The sequence below is a fragment of the Acetoanaerobium noterae genome, assembly GCF_900168025.1.
Lineage (GTDB): Bacteria > Bacillota > Clostridia > Peptostreptococcales > Filifactoraceae > Acetoanaerobium > Acetoanaerobium noterae.
Window position 1 is genome coordinate 16650 of sequence record NZ_FUYN01000001.1, and the last position, 24068, is coordinate 40717.

The following is a 24068-nucleotide window of genomic DNA, read 5'->3' on the forward strand; positions in this document are numbered from 1 at the left end:
TAATATTGAAAAAATAGTGAAGATCATAATGATCTTCACTATTTTGGTACTTCTTTGCATAGATTAGTTTGCTTTTTTAACTGAAGCTTCAGCTAGTTTAATGAAATCAGTAACATGTACAGTTACAGATGACTTAAGTTCTTCTTCTTCAGTTACCCCATCAGCAGAAACTTTCATACCTTTTACTTCATCGGCTGTTTTACCTTTTATAAATTCTGCAAAAGCATCAGCTTGCTCATTCCACTCTTTGCCAATTGCTGAAGCTTTTTTCATTCCGTAGCCTTCTCCAAGCTCTTGCTTAGTTTTTAGCTCAGCTGTTAAATCAGAAGTGATTTTGCCTGTAGCATCAAAATTAATATTAGCTTGAGAACCATCTATCATAGCACTAGTGATTTTTCCGTCAGCATCTGTAGTTGTAACAACATAAGTAGAGTATGCTTGAGCAAGTCCTGCCTCATCTCCTGCATCTTTAGATTTTGCAATATTAGTTTCAATCGCAAGACCTAATTTGTCAGTAGAAGATGCACCGATTTCTTTAGCATTAGCTGCAGCTTTTTCAATACCAGCTATAAAATCTTTAACTTTAACAGTAACAGATCCTTTAATGTCGTCACCAGTTGGCACGCCTTCTTCTGTAACTGCAATACCTTTTATTTCTTCAACTGTCTTACCTTTTACGTAATCAGCAAACGCAGCAGCTTGCTCATTCCACTCTTTGCCAATTGATGATGCTTTTTTCATTCCATACTCTTCGCCCATATCAACCTTTGATTTAAATATTGTAGCTAAATCAGTAGTAATTTTTCCTTCTTTAGAAAAATTGATTTTAGTTTGAGCACTATCAATTACTGCGTTTACAATTTTACCGTCTTTATCAACGATAACTGCAACCGCTAAAGAATCTGTCTGAGCTAGGCCATCTTCTTCTGCTGCATCCTTAGATTTAGCAACACTTGAAATAACAGCAAAACCAGTTTTTGCGTCTCCAGCTGCTGGCTCAGCAGTTTCCTCAACTGCAGGCTCTTCAGTTGGTGCTGGCTCCTCAGTAGTTGTTGATCCTCCACAAGCTGTTAGTGAAAAGATCATTGCAAATGACAATAAACCTGCTAACATTTTTTTCTTCATAAACAAAACTCCTCCTATTTGTAAAATAAATTTTTTATTTAAAGGATAGGTATGAACTACCTTCCATTAAACCAAGTTCATAAATCAAAAATAAAAACAAATAATTAAAGTATATTCTTTAGCTTAAGATATTTAGTCCTATACTTTTTAAAGTAAATTATCTATCATCATGGTTATCACTAATCCTAAATTTAAGATTACATAATTTTTTATAGAAACTATAAATGTTTCTGATTTAACCTGTTGGTTCTCAAATTCTTTTAAATTTTTTGCCACAGGAATTATTCCGACTAGTGCTACTAGTGAAATTAGTCCTAATTCTCCTATAAATACAAGAATAGGAATCATTAAATATGATGTTATATATATCCATTTAAAGAGACTGACTGAAGCTTTTTTCCCTATATAGTAAGGTAAAGTATGCCTTTTTTGCAAAATGTCCTTTTCTAAATCACAAGTATTGTTTGCAAGCATTATCCCTGCAGTTGTAAGTGTTGGTATAGCAAACAATAATACTAAATGAATTAAATTAATATAGTTTGCCTCTAATAAAACGTGTGTATCAGTAAACAAGACTTTTAAATAATATCCCTCAGGAAAATTAATATACAGTAAAATCAGAGGAATAAAGAATCCATAGAATATCCCAGAAATTATTTCTCCAAAGGGAGTTCTTGAAATAGGAAGTGGTCCAAAGGTATAAAAAATACCAAATGCAAAGCATAAACTTCCTAAAATCAAGACTATCCAATCTGTATAGTAAACCAACACTAATCCTAAAGCTATACTGATTGCTAACATGATATATATTAATATCCTGCCCTTTTTCCTACTATATGGAATACTATCACCATTAGTTTTAGTATCAATATAGTTGTTAATTGCAGTTGTTTCTAAATCAAACAAAAACATAGCACTAAAAAATAGGATAGTTTCAAATATTTTTACTTGTTGGTTTTTAGACATAAGATACAGTATTGATATTAAAAAAGGAAATAAGCTAGTTATCTTAGTTCTAATTTCAGTAAACTGAAAGTATCTGGATATAGTAGTGTTGCTTTTTTCCATATTTATCTCCTTGCTGCTACATCTAAAACATTTTTTATCATAGTATATTTTTCAGAAGATATTTCTAGCTTGTCTAAGCAAACTATACTTTTGTCATAATATCTGTCACTAAAAGCCTTTGTAAATTCCACTCCACCAAAATTTATTATTTCTCTAGCTAGAATATTTTTATCATATCCTTGCTCTAGCTTCTCACGAATAGTTTCATTTTTTTTCATTGCATATATTAACGGAAGAGTAATGACTCCTTTTGCAATATCAGATAAAACTGGTTTATTTGATTCAGCTTGAGTAAGCTCATAATCCATACAATCATCAGACATTTGGAAAATCATTCCTATATATCTTCCTATTTTCTTATATAAATCCACATTGGACTTTGGCTCTCCCAAAACAATAGCTCCACTGACAAATGCGGCTTCAAATAGAGCTGCTGTCTTACCTCTAATTATTGTTAGATATCTTTTTAAGCTCAAATTATAATTGAATAGATTTGTATCCTGCATAAGCTCGCCAAGACATACAGATTTCGCATAATTTGCAAGTGAATACTTTTTGTACTCATCTTTTATATCCACTTTTAGAGCTAATTCAATAGCCATAGCTAGGATATAGTCTCCACAGATAACTGCAGTTTTTTTATCGAATCTACTTTGTAAGCTATCCATCCCTCTTCTTTTAGGGGAATCATCTATGATATCATCGTGTACCAGTGTAGCTAAATGAAAAAGCTCGATTGCAACTGCTAAATTAATTGCATCCTCGTGAACCAATTGATTTTCATCCGATGCTACGATAAGAATACAATTCCCTCTAAGATTTTTCCCTAGTGATTTCGATAAATATGAAGTGCACTCTCTAATAGAAGGTGGCGTTTTTCTTAAAACCTCTACTAGCTTATTATTAAATTCATTTTTTGCTGATTCTAAACTAATCATGATATAGATACCACTTCCTAGCAAAACCATTATTTCTCCATGCTTTCTTTAGCCATGGCATTACATAGTAATCAAGTCCTAAGGTTCTACCAGCACCAATAAGCACAGCAATTCCAGCAAATATCATCCATACAGTATCTAAGTGAAGTCCGGTTGTGGTTAAAAACATAATTTGAAGTACAACAGATACTCCAGCGGATAGAAATGTAAATAATCCCGCTATAAGAGCTAGTCCAATCGCAATTTCTAATATAACAATAGTTGTTTGCATAAATATTTGTATTCCATCACTTGAAGTAATAAATTTGTCAAGGAATAAGTTCAAAATTGGTACATCTAATTTAATCGTCAAATCATGTAAGGTAGATTCTGCAAATGTAAGTCCACTTACAAAATAAATTTTCAATAATCCAAAAATATCTAGATTTAAAAATGCATGTCCTGCAGACTGTACTGCATCCGCCGCTACTGTCGCTCCTGTAACTGAGTGAGCCTCGGCAGTTCCTGTTGCAGCACCCACCGCATCAACCACAGCTCCAGGATTAAGAATATTTTGATACCAAGCATTTGCTCCACCAAAAAAACCAGTTAATTTTGGTGCCTCAAACCACCCTTCATTTACTTTCTTTACCCCTTCAAAAAACCATACTCCGCCAAGCCATACTCTAAGTGGTACCATCAAAAAACTTGGAGTAACATTAGAGAAATGTCCTCCGACTATACTTCTATTATTCCTAATTGTAAAAAATTCATGTTTTAAATAGCTGAATATTTTAGTCCAACCCATTACTTGAATGAAATAAACCATATTGATAAGATGTTTTACCATCATTGCAAAGAAAGATGGAAGATTCATCATCATTTTAGGAGTACCAACTCTTGCTACTGCATATCTTCCTCCAACGGAAACCATAACTCCATGAAACTCAGGCTTATATTTTTTTAGCTGACCACTCTTTGTAATTGAAGTAAAAATATTATGTGCAGCTGTAGAAGCGGAATGTTCACAGTTTTCAACCATCTGTGGAACCGGAGCTGCTTCTCCCTCTGGTATATAAAACATGTTATCTCCAATAACATATACTTTTTCATCGTCGATTGATCTTAAATAAGGGTCAACTTTAATTCTGCCTCTTCTTTCAGAGCTTATTTTTGAAGCAGCATCATTTGTAATATCTGACCCTTCAATTCCAGCAGCCCATATTACTGTTCCAGCTGGAAAAACATTTTCCTCACCATTAATTTTAACTTTAATAAAGTCCTTGCCTATTCCAACTACCCCAGCACCAAGAATCATATTTACATTCATTTTTTTAAGTCTATTTTCAACTTTATCTGATAATTTTTCTGGAAGAATTGGTACTGTTCTTGGTAATATATCTACATTGTTTAGCGAAACATCTGCTTTATTAATTTCGTACTTATGACATAAAAATGGAACATATTCTGCAAGCTCTCCTATCATTTCTACGCCTGTAAATCCAGCTCCAACTACATAAAAGCTAAGCAGTAACTTTCTTTTCTGTGCATCAGTTTCAAGTGCAGCTTTTCTAAATGATTCATGTATATGCTCTCTTAATTTAACTGCATCATCATAAGACCATAGTTTGTGACTGAATTCTTCAGCGCCCTCTACACCAAAATATGTAGGCTTTGAACCAGCTGCAATAACCAAGTAATCATAAGGATAATCAGTAGTTTTTCCTACCAGTTTTTTGTTTTCAAAATCAACATTATCTATATCATCCATTACTACATTTACTTTTCTGCCAGCAAATATTTTCTTTAGACTCATTTTTATACTGTCTTCATCAACTCTATTTGCAGCTACTTCATGTAGCTCAGTAAGCATAGTGTGAAATGGATTTTTGTCGATTATTGTTATAGATATATCGGTATTCTTTTTAAATTTTTTCTCAAGCTTTTTAGCAGTTAAAACCCCTGCGTATCCTGCTCCTAAGACAACAATTCTCTCCATTAATACATCCTCCTGTTCTATAATATACTAATAAAGTATATCATCAGTTAGTTGCTCTTACAACTATTATTGATAAAAAAATAATTAAATTTGATAGTTTTTTTTATATGATAATTGTAATCATAGTAAAATTTATTTATATTTCAATCATTTTACAATTTATACCCAGGAAATCTTTTTCCTACTAAAAAATAAAAAAAATATTTGCAAAATTTGCAAAATTTATTGAATTTGGTGTTGACAAGTTGAATTTCTTATACTAGAATAACTAAAACAATCATTTAAATGCTTTGAAAGAGACAAAACTATTCACTTAGCTATTTACAGAGAGTCGGAAGTGCTGAGAACCGACAATAGCAGAATACAATGATCACTCTTGAGCAGTTTCTTCGAAAGATTAAACAAGTAGAAGAAAACGGATGCCACCGTTAACAAGGCTAAGGTTGATAGACCTGAATAAAGTGATGGCATGAACGCCATAAATAGGGTGGTACCGCGAATCCTTCGTCCCTATAAGTCTATTAATTAGATTTATAGATACGGAGGTTTTTTTATTTTATATTTTAAATAGGAGGTAACAAAATGCAGACGAATGTACAAGTTAATTTAATTTCTGGAATTGATTCTGCTCTTAGAGCTGTAACTATGCTAAGACGAAAGGGTATCAAATTTTATGAGATATCTATTTATAGCAATTCGTTAAGCCTCATCATTCCTATTGAAACTGAATCTATAGTAAGAGCACAGCTCTCCAAGCTATCAGATATAGAAGTATTAGTTAATTAATTTTTATTGTATTCAAAATACAATATTCACAAAATAATTTAAACATTACTTAGGAGGAATTTAAAATGTATTACGAAAATGATGTTCAAGCAGATGTACTTAAAGGTAAAAAAATAGCTATTCTTGGTTACGGTAGCCAGGGTCACGCTCATGCACTTAACTTAAAAGAATCAGGTCTTGATGTATTAGTTGGTCTTAGAGAAGATAGTAATAGCAGGTCAAAGGCTCTGGAAAGCGGGCTTACTGTTAAGTCTGTTGATGATTGCGTTAAAGAAGCTGATGTTGTTATGGTTCTATTACCTGATGAAAAGCAGAAGGAAGTATATGACAGCCAGATTGAAAAAAATTTAAAACCTGGTCAATCACTTGTGTTTGCTCATGGATTTAATATTCACTATAAACAAATCGTTCCACCAGAGTTTGTAGATGTTTTTATGGTTGCTCCTAAGGGACCAGGGCATCTTGTAAGAAGAACCTATGAAAAAGGAAGCGGAGTACCTGCCCTCATTGCTGTACACCAAGACTACAGCAGTAATGCTAAAGATAAAGCACTTGCATATGCAAAAGCCCTAGGTTCATTAAGAGTAGGAGCTATTGAAACAAGCTTTAAAGAGGAAACAGAAACTGATTTATTCGGTGAACAAGCTGTACTTTGTGGTGGGGTTACAGAATTAATTAAAGCAGGATTCGATACCTTAGTAGAAGCTGGCTATCAAAGTGAAATAGCATATTTTGAATGTCTTCATGAAATGAAACTAATTGTGGACTTACTTTATGAAGGTGGATTTGAGAAAATGCGTTATAGCATTAGTGATACTGCTGAATATGGAGATTATAGGGTAGGACGTAGGATAGTAAATCAGGAAGTGAGAAATGAAATGAAAAAAGTACTTTCAGAGATACAAGATGCTACATTTGCAAATCAGTGGATTGAAGAAAATAGAACAGGTAGACCTTTTTATAACCAGGTTAAAGCCGATGAGCTTAAACACCCTATTGTCAATACAGGCAAAAGCTTAAGAACAATGATGAAACTTGAAGGTGATAAGTAATGAATAGTGACAACCTAAAAAAAGGCTATGCAAGAGCTCCTCATAGAGCTCTGCTTAAGTCTCTGGGACTTGATGATGAGGACTTTGAAAAACCTTTCATTGGAGTCGTAAATGCATTTAATGAAATTGTCCCTGGCCATATCCATCTACGAGAACTAGCCCAAGAAGTAAAAAATGGAATCTATGCTGCTGGAGCTATACCATTTGAGTTTCCTGTCATAACAGTATGCGATGGTTTAGCAATGAATCATGAGGGAATGAGATATTCTTTGCCAAGTAGAGAGCTTATTGTTGACAGTATAGAAGTGATGGTAAAAGCACATGCATTTGACGGCCTAGTGATGATTCCAAACTGTGATAAATCTGTTCCAGCTATGCTTATGGCTGCAGCTAGACTTAATATTCCTTCAATAATAGTAAGTGGAGGCCCCATGCTTAAAGGAAAATCTGCTACTAAAGATTTGGATTTAGTTAGTGCCTTTGAGGCTGTTGGAAGCTTTGCTGATAATAAAATCACATCTGAGGAACTGTTAGAAATAGAGAATATGGCTTGTCCTACCTGCGGAAGCTGTGCAGGAATGTTCACAGCGAATTCTATGAACTGTATTACAGAAGCTTTAGGTATGGCTATGAGAGGAAATGGTACTGTTCCAGCCGTACTTTCAAAACGAAAGCTATTGGCACGTAAATCTGGTAAGTTAGTCGTTGATTTAGTAAATAAAAATATTCTTCCTAGAGATATAATGACCAAGGAAGCTTTCCAAAATGCACTAGCTGTAGATATGGCACTTGGATGTTCTACAAATACCATCCTTCATTTAACTGCTATCGCAAATGAAGCAAGGGTGGATTTTGATTTATCCTTGGTTGATGAGGTTAGCAAAAAAGTTCCCAACTTATGTAGGCTATCACCAGCTGGTGAAGCTCATATAGAGGATCTCAACGACAGTGGTGGAATATATGCTGTAATGAATGAGCTTTCTAAAGCAAATCTAATAAATCTAAATGTAAAAACTGTATACGATAAAGCTCTTGGCGAGCTTATAGCTGACATAAAAAAAGGATTAGTAATTAGAGATATAAGTAGTCCATATTCACCTACAGGAGGAATAAAAGTCTTGTATGGAAATATAGCTCCAGACGGCTGCGTTGTAAAAAAATCTGCAGTAGATGAAAAGATGTTCAATAAAACTCTTAATGCTAGAGTTTTTGATTCCGAAGAGGAAGCAGTAAATGAAATATTGTCTGGAAATATACAGCCAGATGATGCAGTATTAATAAGATATGAGGGTCCTAAAGGGGGACCAGGAATGAGAGAAATGCTATCCCCTACTTCAGCTTTATGTGGAATGGGCTTAGATGATAAAGTTTGCCTAATCACAGATGGACGTTTTTCTGGTGGAAGCAGAGGAGCTGCAATTGGTCATGTTTCTCCAGAAGCAGCGGTTTGTGGTCCTATATCATTAGTTTTAGATGGTGATATTATAATTCTTGATATCGATAAGGGTTCTATTAATCTAGATTTATCTACAGAAGAACTAAATAGAAGAAAAGCTTCTGCAGAATTTAAATTAAAATTGCCAAAGCAAAATATTGGATACTTAAAAAGATATGCTGATTCAGTATCATCAGCTTCTAAAGGTGCAATTTATAAATAGAAAGGAATGAATACATTGAACGGTGCAAAATACCTGATAGAGTGCCTTTCTAAAGAAGGCGTGGATGTTATTTTTGGTTATCCTGGTGGAGCTGTGATTCCACTTTTTGATGCCCTGTATGAGTCTGAGGGTTTTATACAAATTCGAACTTGTCATGAACAAGGAGCTTCTCACGCTGCAGATGGTTATGCCAGAACTACAGGTAAAGTTGGTGTTTGCATCGCAACCTCAGGTCCCGGCGCAACTAATATAATTACTGGGCTGGCTACTGCTTTTATGGACTCTGTTCCAGTTATAGCAATCACTGGTCAAGTAGGAAAATCACTACTTGGCAAGGACTCATTTCAAGAAATAGATATAACTGGCTTGACTATGGGAATAACAAAACATAATTTCCTAGTAACAGATGCTAATGACTTAAAAGATGTAGTCTCTAAAGCCTTTTATATAGCTCAAAATGGCCGGCCTGGCCCTGTATTAATAGATATATCTAAGGATGCTTTTATGCAGGAAATAGAGACTAAGGAATATCATAAGATTGATAAAACTACAGATAAAAGACATCTAAACTATCAAGCTGAAATCGACAAGGTGGTTAATCTAATTAAATCATCTAGACAGCCTGTTATTTACGCTGGTGGTGGAGTAATAAAAAGTAAATCTTGGGATAGCTTGCATGAGCTTTCTACTAAACACAATATTCCTGTAGTGAACTCAATTATGGGTCTAGGTTCTTTTGATAGAAATTCTAACCTATCTTATGGCATTGTCGGAATGCATGGCGATAAAGACGCAAATATGCTTTGCTATGAAAGTGATTTAATTTTAGGTGTAGGGGTAAGATTCTCTGATAGAGCTATAGGTAATAGAAACGGGTTTACTAAAAATTCAACTATAGTTCACATTGATGTTGATGAGACTGAACTAGGTAAAAATATTGATGTTTCATATGAAATTCTAGGTGATTTAAACGAAATCATGAATGAAATAAGCACTAAGCTTATGGAATATAAATCCCCTCATACTAGAAGCAATGATTATTTAGCAAAAGATTATGAAGGCTTTCATCCAAAAAATATTTTAACTGTAACTCAAAAATCTGTACCAGAAAATACTGTAGTTGTAACCGATGTTGGTCAGCATCAAATCTGGACCGCTAAATTCTGGAAGTTTTCGCTTCCTATGAAATTTGCAACATCTGGTGGACTTGGTACTATGGGTTTTGGGATGGGCGCAGCTCTTGGTGCAAAGCTTGGAAATCCAGATTCTCATGTTCTGCTTATAACCGGAGATGGCTCATTTAGAATGAACCACCCTGAACTACTTACTCTTTCAAGGCACAACATCCCTATTACAATTTTGCTTTTTAATAACTCGTCACTAGGAATGGTAAGGCAGTGGCAGAATCTATTTTGCAATTCAAGGTATGCTCAAACAGATATAAACGATGGCTTAAACCTAGAGTTTTTATCAAAAGCATATGGAATAAACTATTATAAAGCTTCAGATTTAGATACATTAGAATCAATCCTAAAAGTTCAGGATAAATCTCAGATTAATTTAATAGAATGCCTTTTAGATAGTGATATAGGAGCATATCCAATAGTCCCTCCTGGGAAATCTATTGATACTCTACTCACTGAGGATTAAATTTTGCTTACTTTGCCAACTGGGTCTACATGGATTACTATATCTATCCCAGTTTGGCTTATAATATCTTTTTCTATTTTATCTACGATTGAGTGAGCATGAACTAACTCAAGTGAATCAAGCAGCTCAACATGAACAGAACCTATCGATCTTCCTGGACCATAATCGTGTATTCTCAAATCATGTATTCCAATAATATACTCATTTTTTTGGATGAAACTACATACTTTCTCTACAGTTTCCTCTGATGGTGATTGTCCAAGAAGTATATTTACAGTGTCTTTTGATATATTAAACCCAGTGTAGATTATTATAAGAGAAACAAGGACTCCTACAAACCCATCCACTGGAGCATTTACATAGCGCTGAATTACTGTAGATAAAATCACTGCACTAGTTGCTATAACATCGTTAAGGCTATCAGCTGCAGTTGCTTTATTTATACTTGAATTTATAGTTTTTCCAATATAAGTGTTATAAGAAAACATCCATATTTTAACTAAAATTGACATAAGTAAAATCAACATTAATATAGGATTAAATATTACTTCTTCAGGATTTCGTATTTTATCTACTGAGCTTTTTAATAGTTCAAAGCCTACTAACATGATTATAAAAGAGACTATTAGAGAAGATATATATTCTATTCTTCCATGACCAAATGGATGTTCCTCATCGGGTAAAGAATTACTCATTTTCACTCCTAGTATAGTTACTATAGAGGTACCCATGTCGGATAGATTGTTAAATGCATCAGATATTATGGCTATACTGTTCATAATTAATCCTATAGTCAGCTTGAGTCCAAACAAAAATAAATTACATAGGATGCCTAAAATACCTGACAATATCCCATAGGATTCTCTTACATATTTATTTTCTACGTCATTATAGTTTTTTACAAATTTTTTTATAATTAATTTTATCAATTTATAACATCCTCTTCTAAAAAAATCAAATTTACTCAATGATTTATATTGTATTCAAAATTATATTATAGCCCTAAGCTTATGTTTTTGTTTAGAAATTTATTTGAATAAGCTTAGCCATTTCTATATATAATAACATTTTTCTTAAAAACAAACATAAAAAACTCACAAAAGACTAAACTTTTGTGAGTTCTTAATTTTATTATTCTTGTACTAGAGGGTATCCCTTATTAATCCATCCACCTTCACCTGTTGCTGGTGTTCCTGCTCCAAAGTTCATGGAAACTGCATCATATCCTAAAATTCTTAGACCTGCTACTGCTTGTCCAGCTGTTTGTCCTGTATAGCAGTAAACAATAATTTTTTTGTCTGTTGGTAAAGTTCCAAATGATTCTTGCATTCCCTTTCCAAATGGAATGTTAATTGCTCCTTCAATATGTCCTTTAGCATAATCTTCTGCTTTTCTAACTGATAGGAACTGGATACTTTCATCCTTTGCATCTAATAAAGCTTTTGCATCATCTTCGCTTATCTTATGATTTTCGTAAGTAGTTCCTTTTGCTGCTACTAACTCATCAAAGTACACTTTTATTGCATCCTTTAACTCTGGAGCAATATCTGCTGGAGTAGATTTTACTAGCTCTACAGCTTCTGTTTGAGTTACTTCCTCGATACCTTCAACATTTGAAAGTCCTAATTTCCATCCTAAGTTTATAGAACGAACATTATATCCAGCCATATTAAGAAGAGCTGTAGCTTGTCCAGCTGTTTGTCCTGTATAGCAGTATAAGTAAACATCTTTATCTACTGGTAAATTCTCAAGGTTTTCAGCTATTGCCGGCCCCCAAGGAATGTTTACTGCATTCTTAAGATGTCCTTTGTTATAGTCTTCGTTTGATCTAATATCAACTACCAACATATCTTCTTCTGCTTTTACTTTTTCAACCAATTCTTTTTCATCAATTTTGTAAATGTTTTCAGGCATATTCGCAAAATATGCATTTGCTGCGTCTTTAACTACATCGGCTTCTTCTACTTGCTCAGTTTCAGTGCTCTCAACTGGTGCTTGAGGAGCTTCTTGAGCTGGCTCTTGAGATGGAGCACATGCTGCAAGTGATAAAGACATAATTAATGCAAGTGAAATAACAGAAAACTTTGATTTCAATCTTTTCATTTATATACCCTCCTAATGTTAACGTTATCTTTTTAACGTTTTATCTTTAACTAAATATTAACATCTAATTTTCATTCCAACTAATATATATTAGTTATACTACATAAGGTTTTGTTATACATTTCACATGTGACAATAATTAAAATCTATATTAAGATATATTAAGTTAAAAAATTAGGAGTAGTAAAATGAAAATAAATAAAAATCAAATATTGTTATTCATAACTATAATTTCATATATATCCTTAAATCTAATTTATTTAGATAAATTTCCTTTCGTTCATTCTGATGAGCCATGGCTTAGCGGCTTATCTAAAAATATGCTCGAAAATACCTCATTATCTGTTACTGAACCTTTTTTTGATTTAATGCCTAGATATCCTCATGCATTAAAAGTAATTTTTCATTTGATTCAAATCCCTTTCATCTACTTTTTGGGTTATAATATTTTTTCAGTGAGATTAATATCTCTTATCTTTGGTCTATTGACACTATTTATATTTTATATTTTGTTAAAAAAGCTCACAAATAAAACTTTAATTTCCTATTTAGGCACACTTTTATTAGCTGTAGACATTCAATTTATTTATGCTTCACATTTTGCAAGGCAAGAAATACTCTTGCTTTTTATATTTCTAGTTTCCCTATACATTTTATTTATCTGTAGATTTAATATAACTTTGACACCATCTAGAAACCAAAAATTAAATATGCTTTTTAATAAGCTTTCTGTTTTTACAATAAAAAGCGAGCCACTTTTAATTGGCTCGCTAATTGGCTTATCCATAGGAATTCATCCTAATAGTTTTATAATATTTTTACCTATTTTTTTAATTTATAGTTTTGAATTTTTTTACAATAAACAAAAAAAAGATTATAAAATTTTTATATTTTTAACAACAGTCTCTTTGTTCGCTGCTTCATTTGTGCTACTTAGCTTTTATTTCGATAGTGACTTTGTAGCTCATTACTTTTCTTATGGCAAAAGTTTTAAGGTTGACTCATCTATTGTTGGAAAAATAAAAGGTTTTACTAAATTTTACAAGGATATTATAGAGCGAAACGGAAAAACATATTACATACCTAATCTGGATTTCCAGTTTGTATTTTTTATAACTACTTTTATTTTATCTTTAATTGAATTAGTAAAAAACTATACAAATAATAAAAAAACTGAATTTACATGTTTATTATATATGATTTTAAGTATAGCAGGTTTAAATTTAGGAGCTATGATTATTGGAAGATTTAATCAAACAAGTATTATTTTTCAGTTCCCACTTTATTATATTTTAGCCGTGTTATTAGTCAGAAACTTAAGTTCTAAAGCCCAAAATCTAGTCTTAATTAGCATAATAATTATTTCTAGCTATTTTTCATATATAAATATAATGCCCTATAAGAATCTCGAATATAATTCATATCTAAAGGTCTTAAATGCTATACCATCGGATAGTATAGTATTAAGCAATCTAAATACTCACTATTATTTTCAAAACTCAAATTTTTATGATTATAGAAATTTGCCATATCTTGAAGAAAATAATTTAAGCATTAAGGAATATATTGAAAAAAATAAAATTGAATATATAGTAATCACTGAAGATCTAAGTTTTTTTTATAATAATAAGCCTCACTATAATGGGGTTTATGGCAATATAAATTTTTATCCAGATTTAGAAGTATTTTTAGCTCAAAGATGCAGTATAATTTCAAAAAGTAAATCTAGACTTTATCCCATGCATATGGTTAAATTCACTGGCCTTTATGAAGAATACAAATCCATTGCTGTTAAGGATTACTGGGACATTACAATTTATAAAGTTAATTACCCAATTAACTGATATATCTTATCGTATAAATCTAAAATCTCATTATTTTTTAATCGATGTTCTTTAGGTATGTTTAGAGGAATGTCTATAATAGTATCTCCTAAAACAACTATTCTATCTGATATATTTAGCGCCTCTAAAATATCATGGGTGACAAATAAAACTGTCATCTCTTTTTTCTCACTCAAATCGACTAGTAGATTTTGCATTGAAGTTCTAGTTTGTGCATCTAGACTGGCAAATGGCTCATCCATGAGAAAAAGTGCTGGATTAAGGCAAAGTGCTCTTGCCAGTGCTACCTTTTGCTTCATCCCTCCAGAAAGTTGAAAAGGATATTTATTTAAATCATCATCGTATTCTACAAGCGATAAATAGTTTCTTGCCAGACTGACTATATCATTTTTTCTAAATTTAGATTTTTTACGCTTTTCAAGAGGAAAGCTAACATTTTGAAGCACTGTTTTCCAAGGAAAAAGCTGATTGAAATTCTGAAAAATCATAAATACTTTATAATCATAAGCACTATTGTTTATCTCTATATAGCCTTCATCTTTTGTTTCCATCGATGCAATTAATCTAAGTAAAGTTGATTTTCCACAACCTGATTTCCCAAGTATGCTAACAAATTCGCCTTTCATAATACAAAGCGATAAATCTGAAATAACTTTGCTTCCCTTATATGACTTATTTAAATTTTTAATTTCTAAAATAGGTTTCATTATATCATTCCCCATTTTTTTAAAGTTTTGTTTTCAAAAACTGAAAATAAATAATCCACCAAAGCACCTAATAGTACAATTACTATAAGACTTGCATACATAGCATTTGTATCCATAAAAACTCTTTTTTCAAATATATAATACCCGATACCACTTTTTCCATCGATAGCTCCGAATATCATTTCTGCTCCTATTAAAGCTCTCCAAGCTCTAGCCCAAGCTACTTTTAGCCCTGTAATAACGCTTGGCAGTGCACCGATTAGCTGAATTTCAAAAAAACGCTGAAGCTTATTTATTCCAATCAAATCTGCTAGCTCTCTATATACTATAGGCTGAGTCTTTATTCCACTCTTAATATTCACCATAACAGGCCAAATTACAGAGTGAAGAATAATAAAAATAATAGAATTTTTCCCCGTTCCAAACCACAAAATAACTATAGGAAGTATAGCTAAAGAAGGAAGTGGATCTAGCATTGAAGCCAATGTATCTGATAAGCTATCTATATATTTGTTATTCAAAGAAAAAATTACTAACATACATGCAACTAAAAATCCCAAAGCAAGACCTTTGAGAATAAATGAAATAGAGTATGCTAATTTAATGTGTAAATCTTCCTGAAAAAACGAGTGTCCTAGAGCAGTAATAACTGAGCTAGGAGACGGAAATAATATTGGATTAAATATCTCAAGTTTAAACAATATTGACCATAGCATTACTATTAAAAAAATCCAAAAAAATTTAATTTTAATCATAGTACCCATCCCATATTACTTCTTTTTCGTTATAAGCTTTTGATATATACTCTACCTTATTCATAAATTCACTAAATCTATTTACTCCCTTTATTTCCTGATTAAACTTTACCCCTTCCATATTCATAAAATCCTTGCTTTCCGGTATTGTCATATTGTATTTATCAGAAAAAATAGCAGCACTATCTTCAGGGTTAGCTTCAATATAAATAAGGGCATCCTTGATAGCTTCATTTAAGATTTTAACTTTTTTTATATCTGTTTCATTTTCTATTTTTCCAGCACCTATTATAAATGTGAATTCTTCTCCAAAAGCTTCATTAGATTCCAGTATTATTTTCATGTCTTTGTCTTTTAATTCCATCTGAGTATACGGAGGTGTTGTAAAGTGTCCTTTTATTTCGTTTTTAGTTCTAAGTATATCCATAGCATCAGGGTGACTCATTGCAAGTAGCATAGAATCAAATTTTTTCGGCTCATTAAAAGCTTTATCTGCTGCCATTGAAAGTAAAATGTGCTGTACACTCCCTTGCTGAGGTAATGCTATTTTATCCTGAGCAGTAAAGTCCCCAAGAGTATTTATATCTGGCGAATTTACTACAAGTGATGAAGGAACACTAGAAAGTCCTGTAAAAGCTTTCCAGTTCATACCTTTATCATATCCAATCAAAAATGGAGGAATCGCCATAAATCCAAAATCTATATCCCCAGAAAGCATACCTTCTCTTATAGCAGCAGTATTTCCAAGCTGCTTCCAGCTAATAGTTGTATTAGGATACTTTTTTTCTATAATTTTATTAATTTGGATTATCTCAAGTGGAAAATAGGCAGTTCCAAATTGATATCCTATATTAATCTCTAGATTATCTGTATTTTCGGCTTTTTTTGAAGAACACGATATTAAATTCATTGAAACTATTACTACAAGCAAAATCACAGCTGACGTTTTTAATTTATTATATATTCTCATCGTAATTACCCCCACTACATCATTAATTTTCTAAATCAAGTAGAATATTTTCATTGTGCTCATTATATATTTTTAGTTTACTAAAAACTCTATCAATATTTTCATCTAGGTTAACTTTATTATCTCCTTTTATAACTACATATCCAACTCTAAGTCTAGCGTCTTGAATGTCTCCAAGTATATCTCCAGCCTTATAATTATATCCAGCTGCTAAAACCCCATTCATTGATACGATTTCATTTATATCAGTCATTTTATTTATTAAGCCTGGCTTTGCAAATAACATAATAACCTTTAAAAACTCTTTGTTTTTATCTATATCATAGTTCTCAATTTTAGAAATATCGATTTTTTCTCCAAGGCTCGATTTAATCAGAAAATCTAAAAAGTCGACTCCAGTTATTATAGGAATAAAAATATCTTCATAAGCTCCTCCTATTCTAGCAGCTATTTCATTTACAATTATTCCCCTATTTCCAATTAACAGTTGATAATAAATAGGTCCATTTTCAATATCAAATGCTGTTGTTATTCTTTCACTTATATCATGTATTTCTTTATAATATTTATCATAATATTTAGAAGGAAAAACATGGCTCTTGCATATACCTATATGTTTACCTGAGCTAAAAGTATTTCTATCTGTTATAGTAAGTATTTTCAGCTTTTTATTATAGACCCACCCACTTACAGTAATCTCGTCTGATTCATAATACTCTTCAATGAGTGCTATATTAGCTCTTGAAAATGTCAACACTGAGTCGATATCAGTCTTTATTTCCTCTATAGTATTTAATTTGTATACTCCTCTTTGTCCTTGACTATCAATGGGTTTTATAACGAAGGGAGGATTTAAATTACTTAATTCTTCCTCCATAAAATTTTTACTTATAAATCTGAAATTTGCAGTTGGTATATTATTTTTTTCAAATATTTGTTTCATTTTACTTTTGTTAGTAACGTTTACTGCCGTTTCTACATCAATACAAAAAGGTAACCCTAATTCTTCTGAAACTTTTGCGCAAGTCAAAACTGGCTGATCTGTACCTAAAGTCATTACTCCATTTATATTAAATTTTTTCGCTTCCTCTAAGCATCTACCGTAATCAAAAGTGCTCGCTTTAACAAAAGTATCTGCAATTTCTCTGCCTGGTGGATTATCAAGATAATCAGCTACAATAACTTCATGACCAAATTCTTTTGCTTTATTTATTGCATTGACTTGACATGAGCCTCCTCCTAATATCATTAATTTCAAGAGTTTTTCCTCCTTAATTTGATAAAATCTATTTCATACTGAGGTCTTTTATTGATATAAGTATCAAAATTTAATCTGCTATAATAAATAATTAAATTTATATAGAGCCTAACTAATTTTCTTATATTATAATTTGATTTCCCCACTTCTCTTCGTCTATGACTTACATCTATATATGTTACATTTGTAGTTCTTTTAAATAATAAAGCTGATATATAAATAAAGTTTTTATCTGTTTTTATTATTTCGTCTATGATATTTTTTCTTATTACTCTAAAACTTCCTATTTTTATATGCTTTGGTTTTCCAACAAGCACATTAAATGTACTATTCGTCAATTTACTTCCTAAATTTCTATATAAATTATGTTGCTTATGCTTAGCAACACCATAAACTGCATCAAAACCTTGGTTGAGCCTTTCTTCCATTTTGAAAATCTCAGTTACTGGATTTTGCAAATCATCATCCATAGTAACAACTAAATCATATACACAATATCTAAACCCACACAAAATTGCATTTTGCTGTCCATAATTTTTCTTTAATGAAATTACAGTTGTTTTATCTGGGTATTCACTGTAGATTTTATTTAGTACATCTAAACTTTCATCTTTGCTTGAATCATTGACAAATATCACTTCAAAATCTTTATTTTTATTTATAAACTCACTATATATTTCTTTAAATAAACTCATCAAAGTTAAACTACTATTATAAACAGGAACTACAATTGATATTTTGGATTTCATAATATCTGTTCTCCAACAAAATTATCTATATAATCACAAACATAATTAATCTCTTTTTCAGAAATAGCATTATACAACGGAAGCCTTAGTAAGCGTTGACTTAGATTATCAGTATACTTTAGCTCATTACTCTCAAAACCATATTTTTTCCCCATAATTGAATTATGTAGCGGAATAAAATGAAAAGCTGAACCTATATTATGCTTTTTTAAAAAAGTCTGAAGTTCATCTCTAATAATTTTGTTCTTTGTAATTATATAAAAAATATGATTATTGGAATTTGCATACTCAGGTAAAATCATAGGTCTAAAATAGTTTTTATATTTCTTTTTACTCAATCTTTCTAAATATATGCTAGCAAGTTTTTTTCTTTTACTATTTATTCTATCAAAGTTTTCAAGTTGACTACACAAAACTGCCATCAGAATTTCTGATGGACAATAACTTGATCCTTGATCTACCCACTCATATTTTGACACCTTTCCATTAATTAAATCTTGTCTATTTGTTCCTTTTTGTCTTATAATTTCAGCTTTTTTTAGCCACTCTTTATCTTTTCTATTTATAATTAAACATCCTGCTTCTCCTGCTATGAAATTCTTGGTACTATGAAAGCTAATGCATGCCATATCCCCCATGCTTCCTAGATTTTTATCATAAAATTTTGAACCTAATGCTTGAGCCGCATCTTCAATAACAGGTAGTTTATATTTTTTTGATATTTCCATAATTTTATCCATATCACAGGCTATTCCTGCATAATGCATAACTATAATTGCCTTTGTCTTACTAGAGATATTTTTTTCAATTTCCTCAGGAGATATATTCATGGTTTTTGGATCCAAATCAACAAAAACAGGAGTAGCTCCTCTTAATACTATGCAATTAGCTGCCGATGGGAAATTAAATGAAGCCAATATAACTTCATCTCCTTGCTTAAAATCAAGTATAAGTGCCGCCATTTCCAAAGCATGAGTAGCCGAGGTTGTCATATATACTTCTTGAAACCCAAATTTATCTTTTAATAAAGCTTTTGCCTTGCTTGTATATTTTCCATCTGAAGCTGTAACTCCAATATCAAAGGCATCTTTAACATATTCTAGTTCTTGTTCAAAGTGATATTCCTTATGAAAAGGTATTTCCATAACTATTAACCTTCTTTGCTTTTTATAATTGTTTATTTGTGTAAGTATGAGTTATACTTATAGTGTTAACTTAATTATTAATTTTGTTTAGTAATCAAACCACAGTCAGGAGAATAGAAATGATAGAGATTGATTGTCTAGGTGATATGTGTCCAGTTCCAATCCTTAAACTTAAAGACGCAATTAAAACTGCTTCTGCTAACCAAACTATAAAATTAATCACTGACCATAGCTGCGTTTTAGAAAATATAAAAGATATTCTTCAAAAATCCCCCTACACTTTCTATTTTGATGAAGTTATAACTGGTGTATGGGAAATTTTTGTAGAGGTAAATTAACAAAAGCTTTTTTCTCCTACTTTTTTAAGGAAATCAATAAACTCTTTTACGCTTGTATCCATCTCTTTATCCTTTTTATAAATTATGTTTACATCATATTCTAAGCTCTCATCAAAAACTTTAATTTCTTTTAATTGTTTAAGATACAGCTCCTTTTTAATAGAGCTATATGGAAGAATCGATATTCCTAAGCTCTTTATCAATAATGTTTTTATAGATTCTATAGAATCTAAACTAAATAACACATTCTGATTTTTTATATCAAAGCCTAAATCCATAAGTTTCTTTTCTAATACTTTTTGAGCTTTATACTCTTCGATTAAAAGTATCATAGGATACCTATTTAACTCATCTACAGCTATTTTATCTGGTATATCATAATCTTTTTCTGCAACAATCACCATTCTATCCCTACCAACTGAGGAATAAAATAAATCATTATTATCAGGTGCTCCTTCAATAAATCCCACATCACAAACGTCATTTATTATGTTGCTTTCAACCTTCTGTGAGTAGTCGGAATTAAGATAGTAATTATAATTCGAATATTTTTCTTTTATCATATATATAGTACATGGAAGTGCATAAGTTGCCATCGTAGGAAAGGCATCTATTCTTATAGCCTTATTGTTATTGCTTATATCATTTAAATCTACTAGCATATTTTCATATACCTTTAATATATTCTTTGCATATTTTTCAACAATTTTGCCAGCCTCAGTTAACTGAACTCCTTTATTGCTTCTATCTAAAAGCTTATATCCTAGATTATCCTCTAATTTATGTATCTGCTGGCTGAGTGCAGGCTGTGAAATATGTGAATTATTAGCAACTTTTGATATGCTTTTCACTGATGCTACCTCATAAAAAAATCTTAAGTATTCAATGTTCATTTGAGTAATCTCCTTATTAATCCAAAATTTATATGAAATATCTAAACAGTTATTTTATTAACAAATATTATATCTAGTTATAAGATTATAAGCAATACTTATAGCAAAACCTCTACCATAGAAAGTACTTATATTATATAATCACAAGCAATAAGTAATACCTATTGCCTTATGCTATAATCAAAGCATAAAGAGATTAATAAAAATATAACAAGAGGAGTGTGAAAGATGTCTGAAATTAATTCTACAGAAACTTCTGCTTCTTCAAGAAGAAGTAGTAGAGCTTCATCTAGCTCACGCAGAAAACCTAAGAAGAACCAGATTCCCTTTGGAATAGGAATTTTTTTCTTCATTGTATTGTTTGGTATTTATCTATCAACAAAATCAAGTAATTTAGCTTTCTTTTGGATTACAGGTAATGCTTTTGGATTTATACTTCAAAAATCAAGATTTTGCTTTACAGCTTCCATGAGAGACCCGCTTTTAACTGGAAGCACTAGCGTTACTAGAGCTGTAATGGTAGCTTTAGCAATTACTACGCTTGGATTTACAGCAATAAAATATGGAGCACATATAAACGGGCTTCCTATTCCTGGTCAAGGTTACATAGTTCCAATAAGCTTTGCCACTATATTTGGAGGAGTAATTTTTGGTATAGGTATGGTTATAGCAGGAGGCTGTGCTTCTGGAACTCTGATGAGAGTTGGTGAAGGCTTTCAAATGCAAATGCTATCATTAGTATTCTTTGTAATAGGTTCTTTGGTTGGTGCAAATAACTTTGGTTGGTGGCATAAAGTATTTATTTCTAAAGGGCCATCGGTTTTCCTTCCAGATATTTTCGGTTGGGCGGGGGCTGTAGTTGTACAGCTACTTATTATTGCAGGTGTGTATATTTTAGCTGATAAATGGGAAAATAAAAAAACCAATGAAGCTAATTAAAATACTAATTTTTAATCAAAACTTTTAAGGAGGATTTCTAAAATGAAAGAAGTAATATTAGATTGTCTAGGCGAGGCTTGTCCAATTCCACTGGTTAAATCAGAAAATGCTATGAAAGAGTTAGCTTCTGGTGACGTACTTATAGTGCAAATCGACCACAGCTGTGCTATGAAAAATGTACCTGAATGGGCAAGAAAAGAAGGACATAATGTAGAAATCGAAGAAGTAGATGACGGTGAGTGGGAAGTAATAATAGAAAAGGCATAATATGCCTTTTCTATTATACAAACGAAAATTAAGGAGGTAATCTCTTTGGATATAAAGAATAATAAATATTATAAATTATGGTTTAAGGATCCAATGACTTATGTTATGGGTGCTGTATTACTTTCAGTTTTTCAAATAATAACCTTTGCCGTTACTGGTAACCCATGGGGTGTTACTGGACCATTTGCAAATTGGGGCGCTTGGGTATTTGAATTATTTGGTGGAAATGTGGATAGCTGGAGTTATTTTAGTACAAAAAGTGCTCAAGCAACTTTAAAAGCTGGATTTTTAAATGATCCAGGGTCAATAAGAAATTTAGGTGTAATTGTTGGAGCACTTTTTTCTACTCTAATGGCATCTCAGTTTAAATTCAAAAAAATCAAAAGCAAGAAGCAAGTAATAGCTGCCGTTTTAGGAGGATTTTTGATGGGTTATGGCGCTAGACTAGCTTATGGATGTAATATAGGAGCTTTCTATAGTGGTATAGCTTCATTATCACTATCAGGCTGGATATTTGGAATAGCGCTTTTCATAGGAGCTTTTTTAGGTAGCAAGCTTTTAGTAAAATACTTCATGTAGGAGGACAAAATGGATAAAAAAGTTGAATCATATGACGTAGTAGTTATAGGTGGTGGAGCTGCTGCCCTTACAGCTGCAATTTATTGTGGTAGAGCTAGATTAAACACTCTAGTAATAGAGAAATCTTTAGTAGGTGGACTTGCTACATATACAAATGAAATTGAAAACTATCCTGGATTTCCAGAAGGAACAACAGGTCTAGGTTTAATGGACAACTTTCATAAGCAAGCAAAGAAATTTGGAGTAAAGTTCAAGCTTACAGATGTAAAATCTGTTGATTTAGAAGGAGAAATAAAAAAAGTAGAAACATTTAGAAATATTTTCGAAGCTAAAGTCGTTATAGTTGCTTCAGGCGGAAAACCTAGATTAACTGGAGCTAAAAATGAGGAGCTTTTCCTATATGATAAAGGAATTTCATTTTGTGCTACCTGCGACGCTGCTTCAAATACGGATAAAACAGTATTAGTAGTTGGTAGTGGAGATGCTGCTATCGAAGAGGGTATGTTTTTAACTAAGTTTGCAAAAAAAGTTATTGTTTCTGTAATGCATGATACAGGTAAGATGGACTGTAACGAAATCGCAAAAAATGAAGCCCTTCAAAACTCAAAAATGGATTTCAAATGGAATACAGTAGTTGATAGCTTTGAAGGTGATGAAAGACTGACTAGAGTAAACTTAAGAAATGTTAAAACTAATGAAATTATTCCTATAGATGTAGATTCTTGTTTCTTATTCATCGGATATATTCCTAACACAGAAATATTCAAAGGTATTCTTGATATGAATAAGAATGGTTATATGCTTACAAATGAAAAAATGGAAACTAATATCGAAGGAGTTTTTGCTGCTGGTGATGTTAGAGATAAATTCCTTAAGCAGGTTGCGACAGCAGTTGGCGATGGCGCTATTGCTGGTTACGCAGCAGAAAAATATCTTGCAGAAAGCGAGACCTTCCACACTCAAATCATGAGCAAAGACCTTCCAGGCGTAGTTTATATTTGGAATGCCGTTGATGAAAAATGTAGAGAGCTTCTTCCAATAATAGACAGCTTTGAAGCAAAATATAAAGACAAAGTTAAAGTGACAAAAGTAGATATATATAAATCAACTGGTCTTGCTAACAGACTTGGTGTTACTACTTTCCCTGCTCTTGTTGCTACTAGAGATGGTAAAATATCTAAAATCATCAAAGAAATTGATAATGAGCAAGATGTAGAAGCAGCATTTATTTAACTAAACAAACTGACTAAACCTAATCATAGTAAA

The 24068-nt window shown here is 31.8% G+C and carries 23 protein-coding genes and 1 other annotated feature; of the genes, 10 read left to right on the plus strand and 13 right to left on the minus strand.

Annotation, left to right across the window (positions count from 1 at the left end; genetic code table 11):
• Positions 1-63: 63 nt before the first annotated feature.
• The 4 genes from B5X47_RS00080 to B5X47_RS00095 form a co-directional block, all read right to left on the minus strand.
• Positions 64-1125: a hypothetical protein gene (locus B5X47_RS00080; RefSeq protein WP_079588198.1), complete on the minus strand. Its 1062-nt coding sequence runs from the start codon at positions 1123-1125 to the stop codon at positions 64-66.
• A gap of 147 nt (positions 1126-1272) precedes the next feature.
• A complete protein-coding gene (locus B5X47_RS00085; protein WP_079588199.1) occupies positions 1273-2193 on the minus strand; it encodes a UbiA family prenyltransferase in 921 nt (306 codons plus the stop codon).
• Between the two features lie 2 nt (positions 2194-2195).
• Positions 2196-3131 carry a polyprenyl synthetase family protein gene (locus B5X47_RS00090; protein ID WP_159446356.1) on the minus strand — a complete coding sequence of 312 codons (936 nt, stop codon included), beginning with the start codon at positions 3129-3131 and terminating at the stop codon, positions 2196-2198.
• Positions 3124-5109: an NAD(P)/FAD-dependent oxidoreductase gene (locus B5X47_RS00095; protein WP_079588201.1), complete on the minus strand. Its 1986-nt coding sequence runs from the start codon at positions 5107-5109 to the stop codon at positions 3124-3126. Before B5X47_RS00095 ends, B5X47_RS00090 begins: the two co-directional genes overlap by 8 nt.
• Positions 5110-5390: 281 nt before the next feature.
• Positions 5391-5624 (plus strand) — a binding site (T-box leader).
• Between the two features lie 67 nt (positions 5625-5691).
• Between B5X47_RS00095 and B5X47_RS00100 the strand changes: the two genes are divergently transcribed.
• The 4 genes from B5X47_RS00100 to ilvB all read left to right on the plus strand — a co-directional run bounded on the left by B5X47_RS00100 (position 5692) and on the right by ilvB (position 10255).
• On the plus strand, positions 5692-5895 hold the full coding sequence (locus B5X47_RS00100; RefSeq protein WP_079588202.1) for a hypothetical protein: 204 nt from the start codon (positions 5692-5694) through the stop codon (positions 5893-5895).
• 65 nt (positions 5896-5960) lie between these two features.
• The gene (gene ilvC, locus B5X47_RS00105; RefSeq protein WP_013361634.1) at positions 5961-6947 is read left to right on the plus strand and encodes a ketol-acid reductoisomerase; all 987 of its coding nucleotides are present in this window, start codon (positions 5961-5963) and stop codon (positions 6945-6947) included.
• The gene (gene ilvD / locus B5X47_RS00110) at positions 6947-8605 is read left to right on the plus strand and encodes a dihydroxy-acid dehydratase (RefSeq protein WP_079588203.1); all 1659 of its coding nucleotides are present in this window, start codon (positions 6947-6949) and stop codon (positions 8603-8605) included. The genes ilvC and ilvD overlap by 1 nt, the downstream gene beginning before the upstream one ends.
• 6 nt (positions 8606-8611) lie before the next feature.
• The gene (ilvB, locus tag B5X47_RS00115; RefSeq protein ID WP_079588204.1) at positions 8612-10255 is read left to right on the plus strand and encodes a biosynthetic-type acetolactate synthase large subunit; all 1644 of its coding nucleotides are present in this window, start codon (positions 8612-8614) and stop codon (positions 10253-10255) included.
• Here the strand turns inward: ilvB and B5X47_RS00120 are convergent.
• Positions 10252-11184, minus strand: coding sequence for a cation diffusion facilitator family transporter (locus B5X47_RS00120; RefSeq protein ID WP_079588205.1), 933 nt, complete (start codon positions 11182-11184; stop codon positions 10252-10254). The two genes, ilvB and B5X47_RS00120, sit on opposite strands and share 4 nt — an antisense overlap.
• 202 nt (positions 11185-11386) lie before the next feature.
• The gene (locus tag B5X47_RS00125) at positions 11387-12358 is read right to left on the minus strand and encodes a rhodanese-like domain-containing protein (RefSeq protein WP_079588206.1); all 972 of its coding nucleotides are present in this window, start codon (positions 12356-12358) and stop codon (positions 11387-11389) included.
• A gap of 188 nt (positions 12359-12546) precedes the next feature.
• Between B5X47_RS00125 and B5X47_RS00130 the strand changes: the two genes are divergently transcribed.
• Positions 12547-14202: an ArnT family glycosyltransferase gene (locus B5X47_RS00130; RefSeq protein WP_079588207.1), complete on the plus strand. Its 1656-nt coding sequence runs from the start codon at positions 12547-12549 to the stop codon at positions 14200-14202.
• Here the strand turns inward: B5X47_RS00130 and B5X47_RS00135 are convergent.
• From B5X47_RS00135 to rffA, 6 genes are read right to left on the minus strand one after another with little or no spacing between them, the layout of a single operon-like run.
• Positions 14187-14909, minus strand: a complete 723-nt coding sequence (locus B5X47_RS00135; RefSeq protein WP_079588208.1) for an ABC transporter ATP-binding protein — start codon at positions 14907-14909, stop codon at positions 14187-14189. The two genes, B5X47_RS00130 and B5X47_RS00135, sit on opposite strands and share 16 nt — an antisense overlap.
• Positions 14909-15664 carry an ABC transporter permease gene (locus tag B5X47_RS00140; protein WP_079588209.1) on the minus strand — a complete coding sequence of 252 codons (756 nt, stop codon included), beginning with the start codon at positions 15662-15664 and terminating at the stop codon, positions 14909-14911. Before B5X47_RS00140 ends, B5X47_RS00135 begins: the two co-directional genes overlap by 1 nt.
• Positions 15657-16634: an ABC transporter substrate-binding protein gene (locus B5X47_RS00145; protein ID WP_079588210.1), complete on the minus strand. Its 978-nt coding sequence runs from the start codon at positions 16632-16634 to the stop codon at positions 15657-15659. Before B5X47_RS00145 ends, B5X47_RS00140 begins: the two co-directional genes overlap by 8 nt.
• Before the next feature lie 22 nt (positions 16635-16656).
• Positions 16657-17883: an ATP-grasp domain-containing protein gene (locus B5X47_RS00150; protein ID WP_079588843.1), complete on the minus strand. Its 1227-nt coding sequence runs from the start codon at positions 17881-17883 to the stop codon at positions 16657-16659.
• A 5-nt stretch (positions 17884-17888) separates the two neighbouring features.
• Entirely contained in the window at positions 17889-18641 is a 753-nt protein-coding gene (locus tag B5X47_RS00155) for a glycosyltransferase family 2 protein (RefSeq protein WP_079588211.1), read from the minus strand.
• A complete protein-coding gene (rffA, locus tag B5X47_RS00160) occupies positions 18638-19786 on the minus strand; it encodes a dTDP-4-amino-4,6-dideoxygalactose transaminase (RefSeq protein WP_079588212.1) in 1149 nt (382 codons plus the stop codon). Before rffA ends, B5X47_RS00155 begins: the two co-directional genes overlap by 4 nt.
• Positions 19787-19905: 119 nt before the next feature.
• On the opposite strand from rffA, the gene B5X47_RS00165 reads away from it, so the two are divergent.
• Positions 19906-20124 carry a sulfurtransferase TusA family protein gene (locus tag B5X47_RS00165; protein ID WP_013361646.1) on the plus strand — a complete coding sequence of 73 codons (219 nt, stop codon included), beginning with the start codon at positions 19906-19908 and terminating at the stop codon, positions 20122-20124.
• Here the strand turns inward: B5X47_RS00165 and B5X47_RS00170 are convergent.
• Positions 20121-21017 (minus strand): LysR family transcriptional regulator, encoded by an 897-nt coding sequence (locus B5X47_RS00170; RefSeq protein ID WP_079588213.1) that lies wholly within the window; start codon positions 21015-21017, stop codon positions 20121-20123. The genes B5X47_RS00165 and B5X47_RS00170 overlap by 4 nt on opposite strands.
• Before the next feature lie 228 nt (positions 21018-21245).
• Between B5X47_RS00170 and B5X47_RS00175 the strand changes: the two genes are divergently transcribed.
• The 4 genes from B5X47_RS00175 to B5X47_RS00190 are packed head-to-tail and all read left to right on the plus strand — an operon-like array spanning position 21246 to position 24035.
• A complete protein-coding gene (locus tag B5X47_RS00175; RefSeq protein ID WP_079588214.1) occupies positions 21246-21956 on the plus strand; it encodes a YeeE/YedE thiosulfate transporter family protein in 711 nt (236 codons plus the stop codon).
• A 42-nt stretch (positions 21957-21998) separates the two neighbouring features.
• Positions 21999-22223, plus strand: a complete 225-nt coding sequence (locus B5X47_RS00180; protein ID WP_079588215.1) for a sulfurtransferase TusA family protein — start codon at positions 21999-22001, stop codon at positions 22221-22223.
• 45 nt (positions 22224-22268) lie between these two features.
• A complete protein-coding gene (locus tag B5X47_RS00185; RefSeq protein WP_079588216.1) occupies positions 22269-22802 on the plus strand; it encodes a YeeE/YedE thiosulfate transporter family protein in 534 nt (177 codons plus the stop codon).
• Positions 22803-22811: 9 nt separating this feature from the next.
• Positions 22812-24035: an FAD-dependent oxidoreductase gene (locus B5X47_RS00190; RefSeq protein ID WP_079588217.1), complete on the plus strand. Its 1224-nt coding sequence runs from the start codon at positions 22812-22814 to the stop codon at positions 24033-24035.
• Positions 24036-24068: the final 33 nt, after the last annotated feature.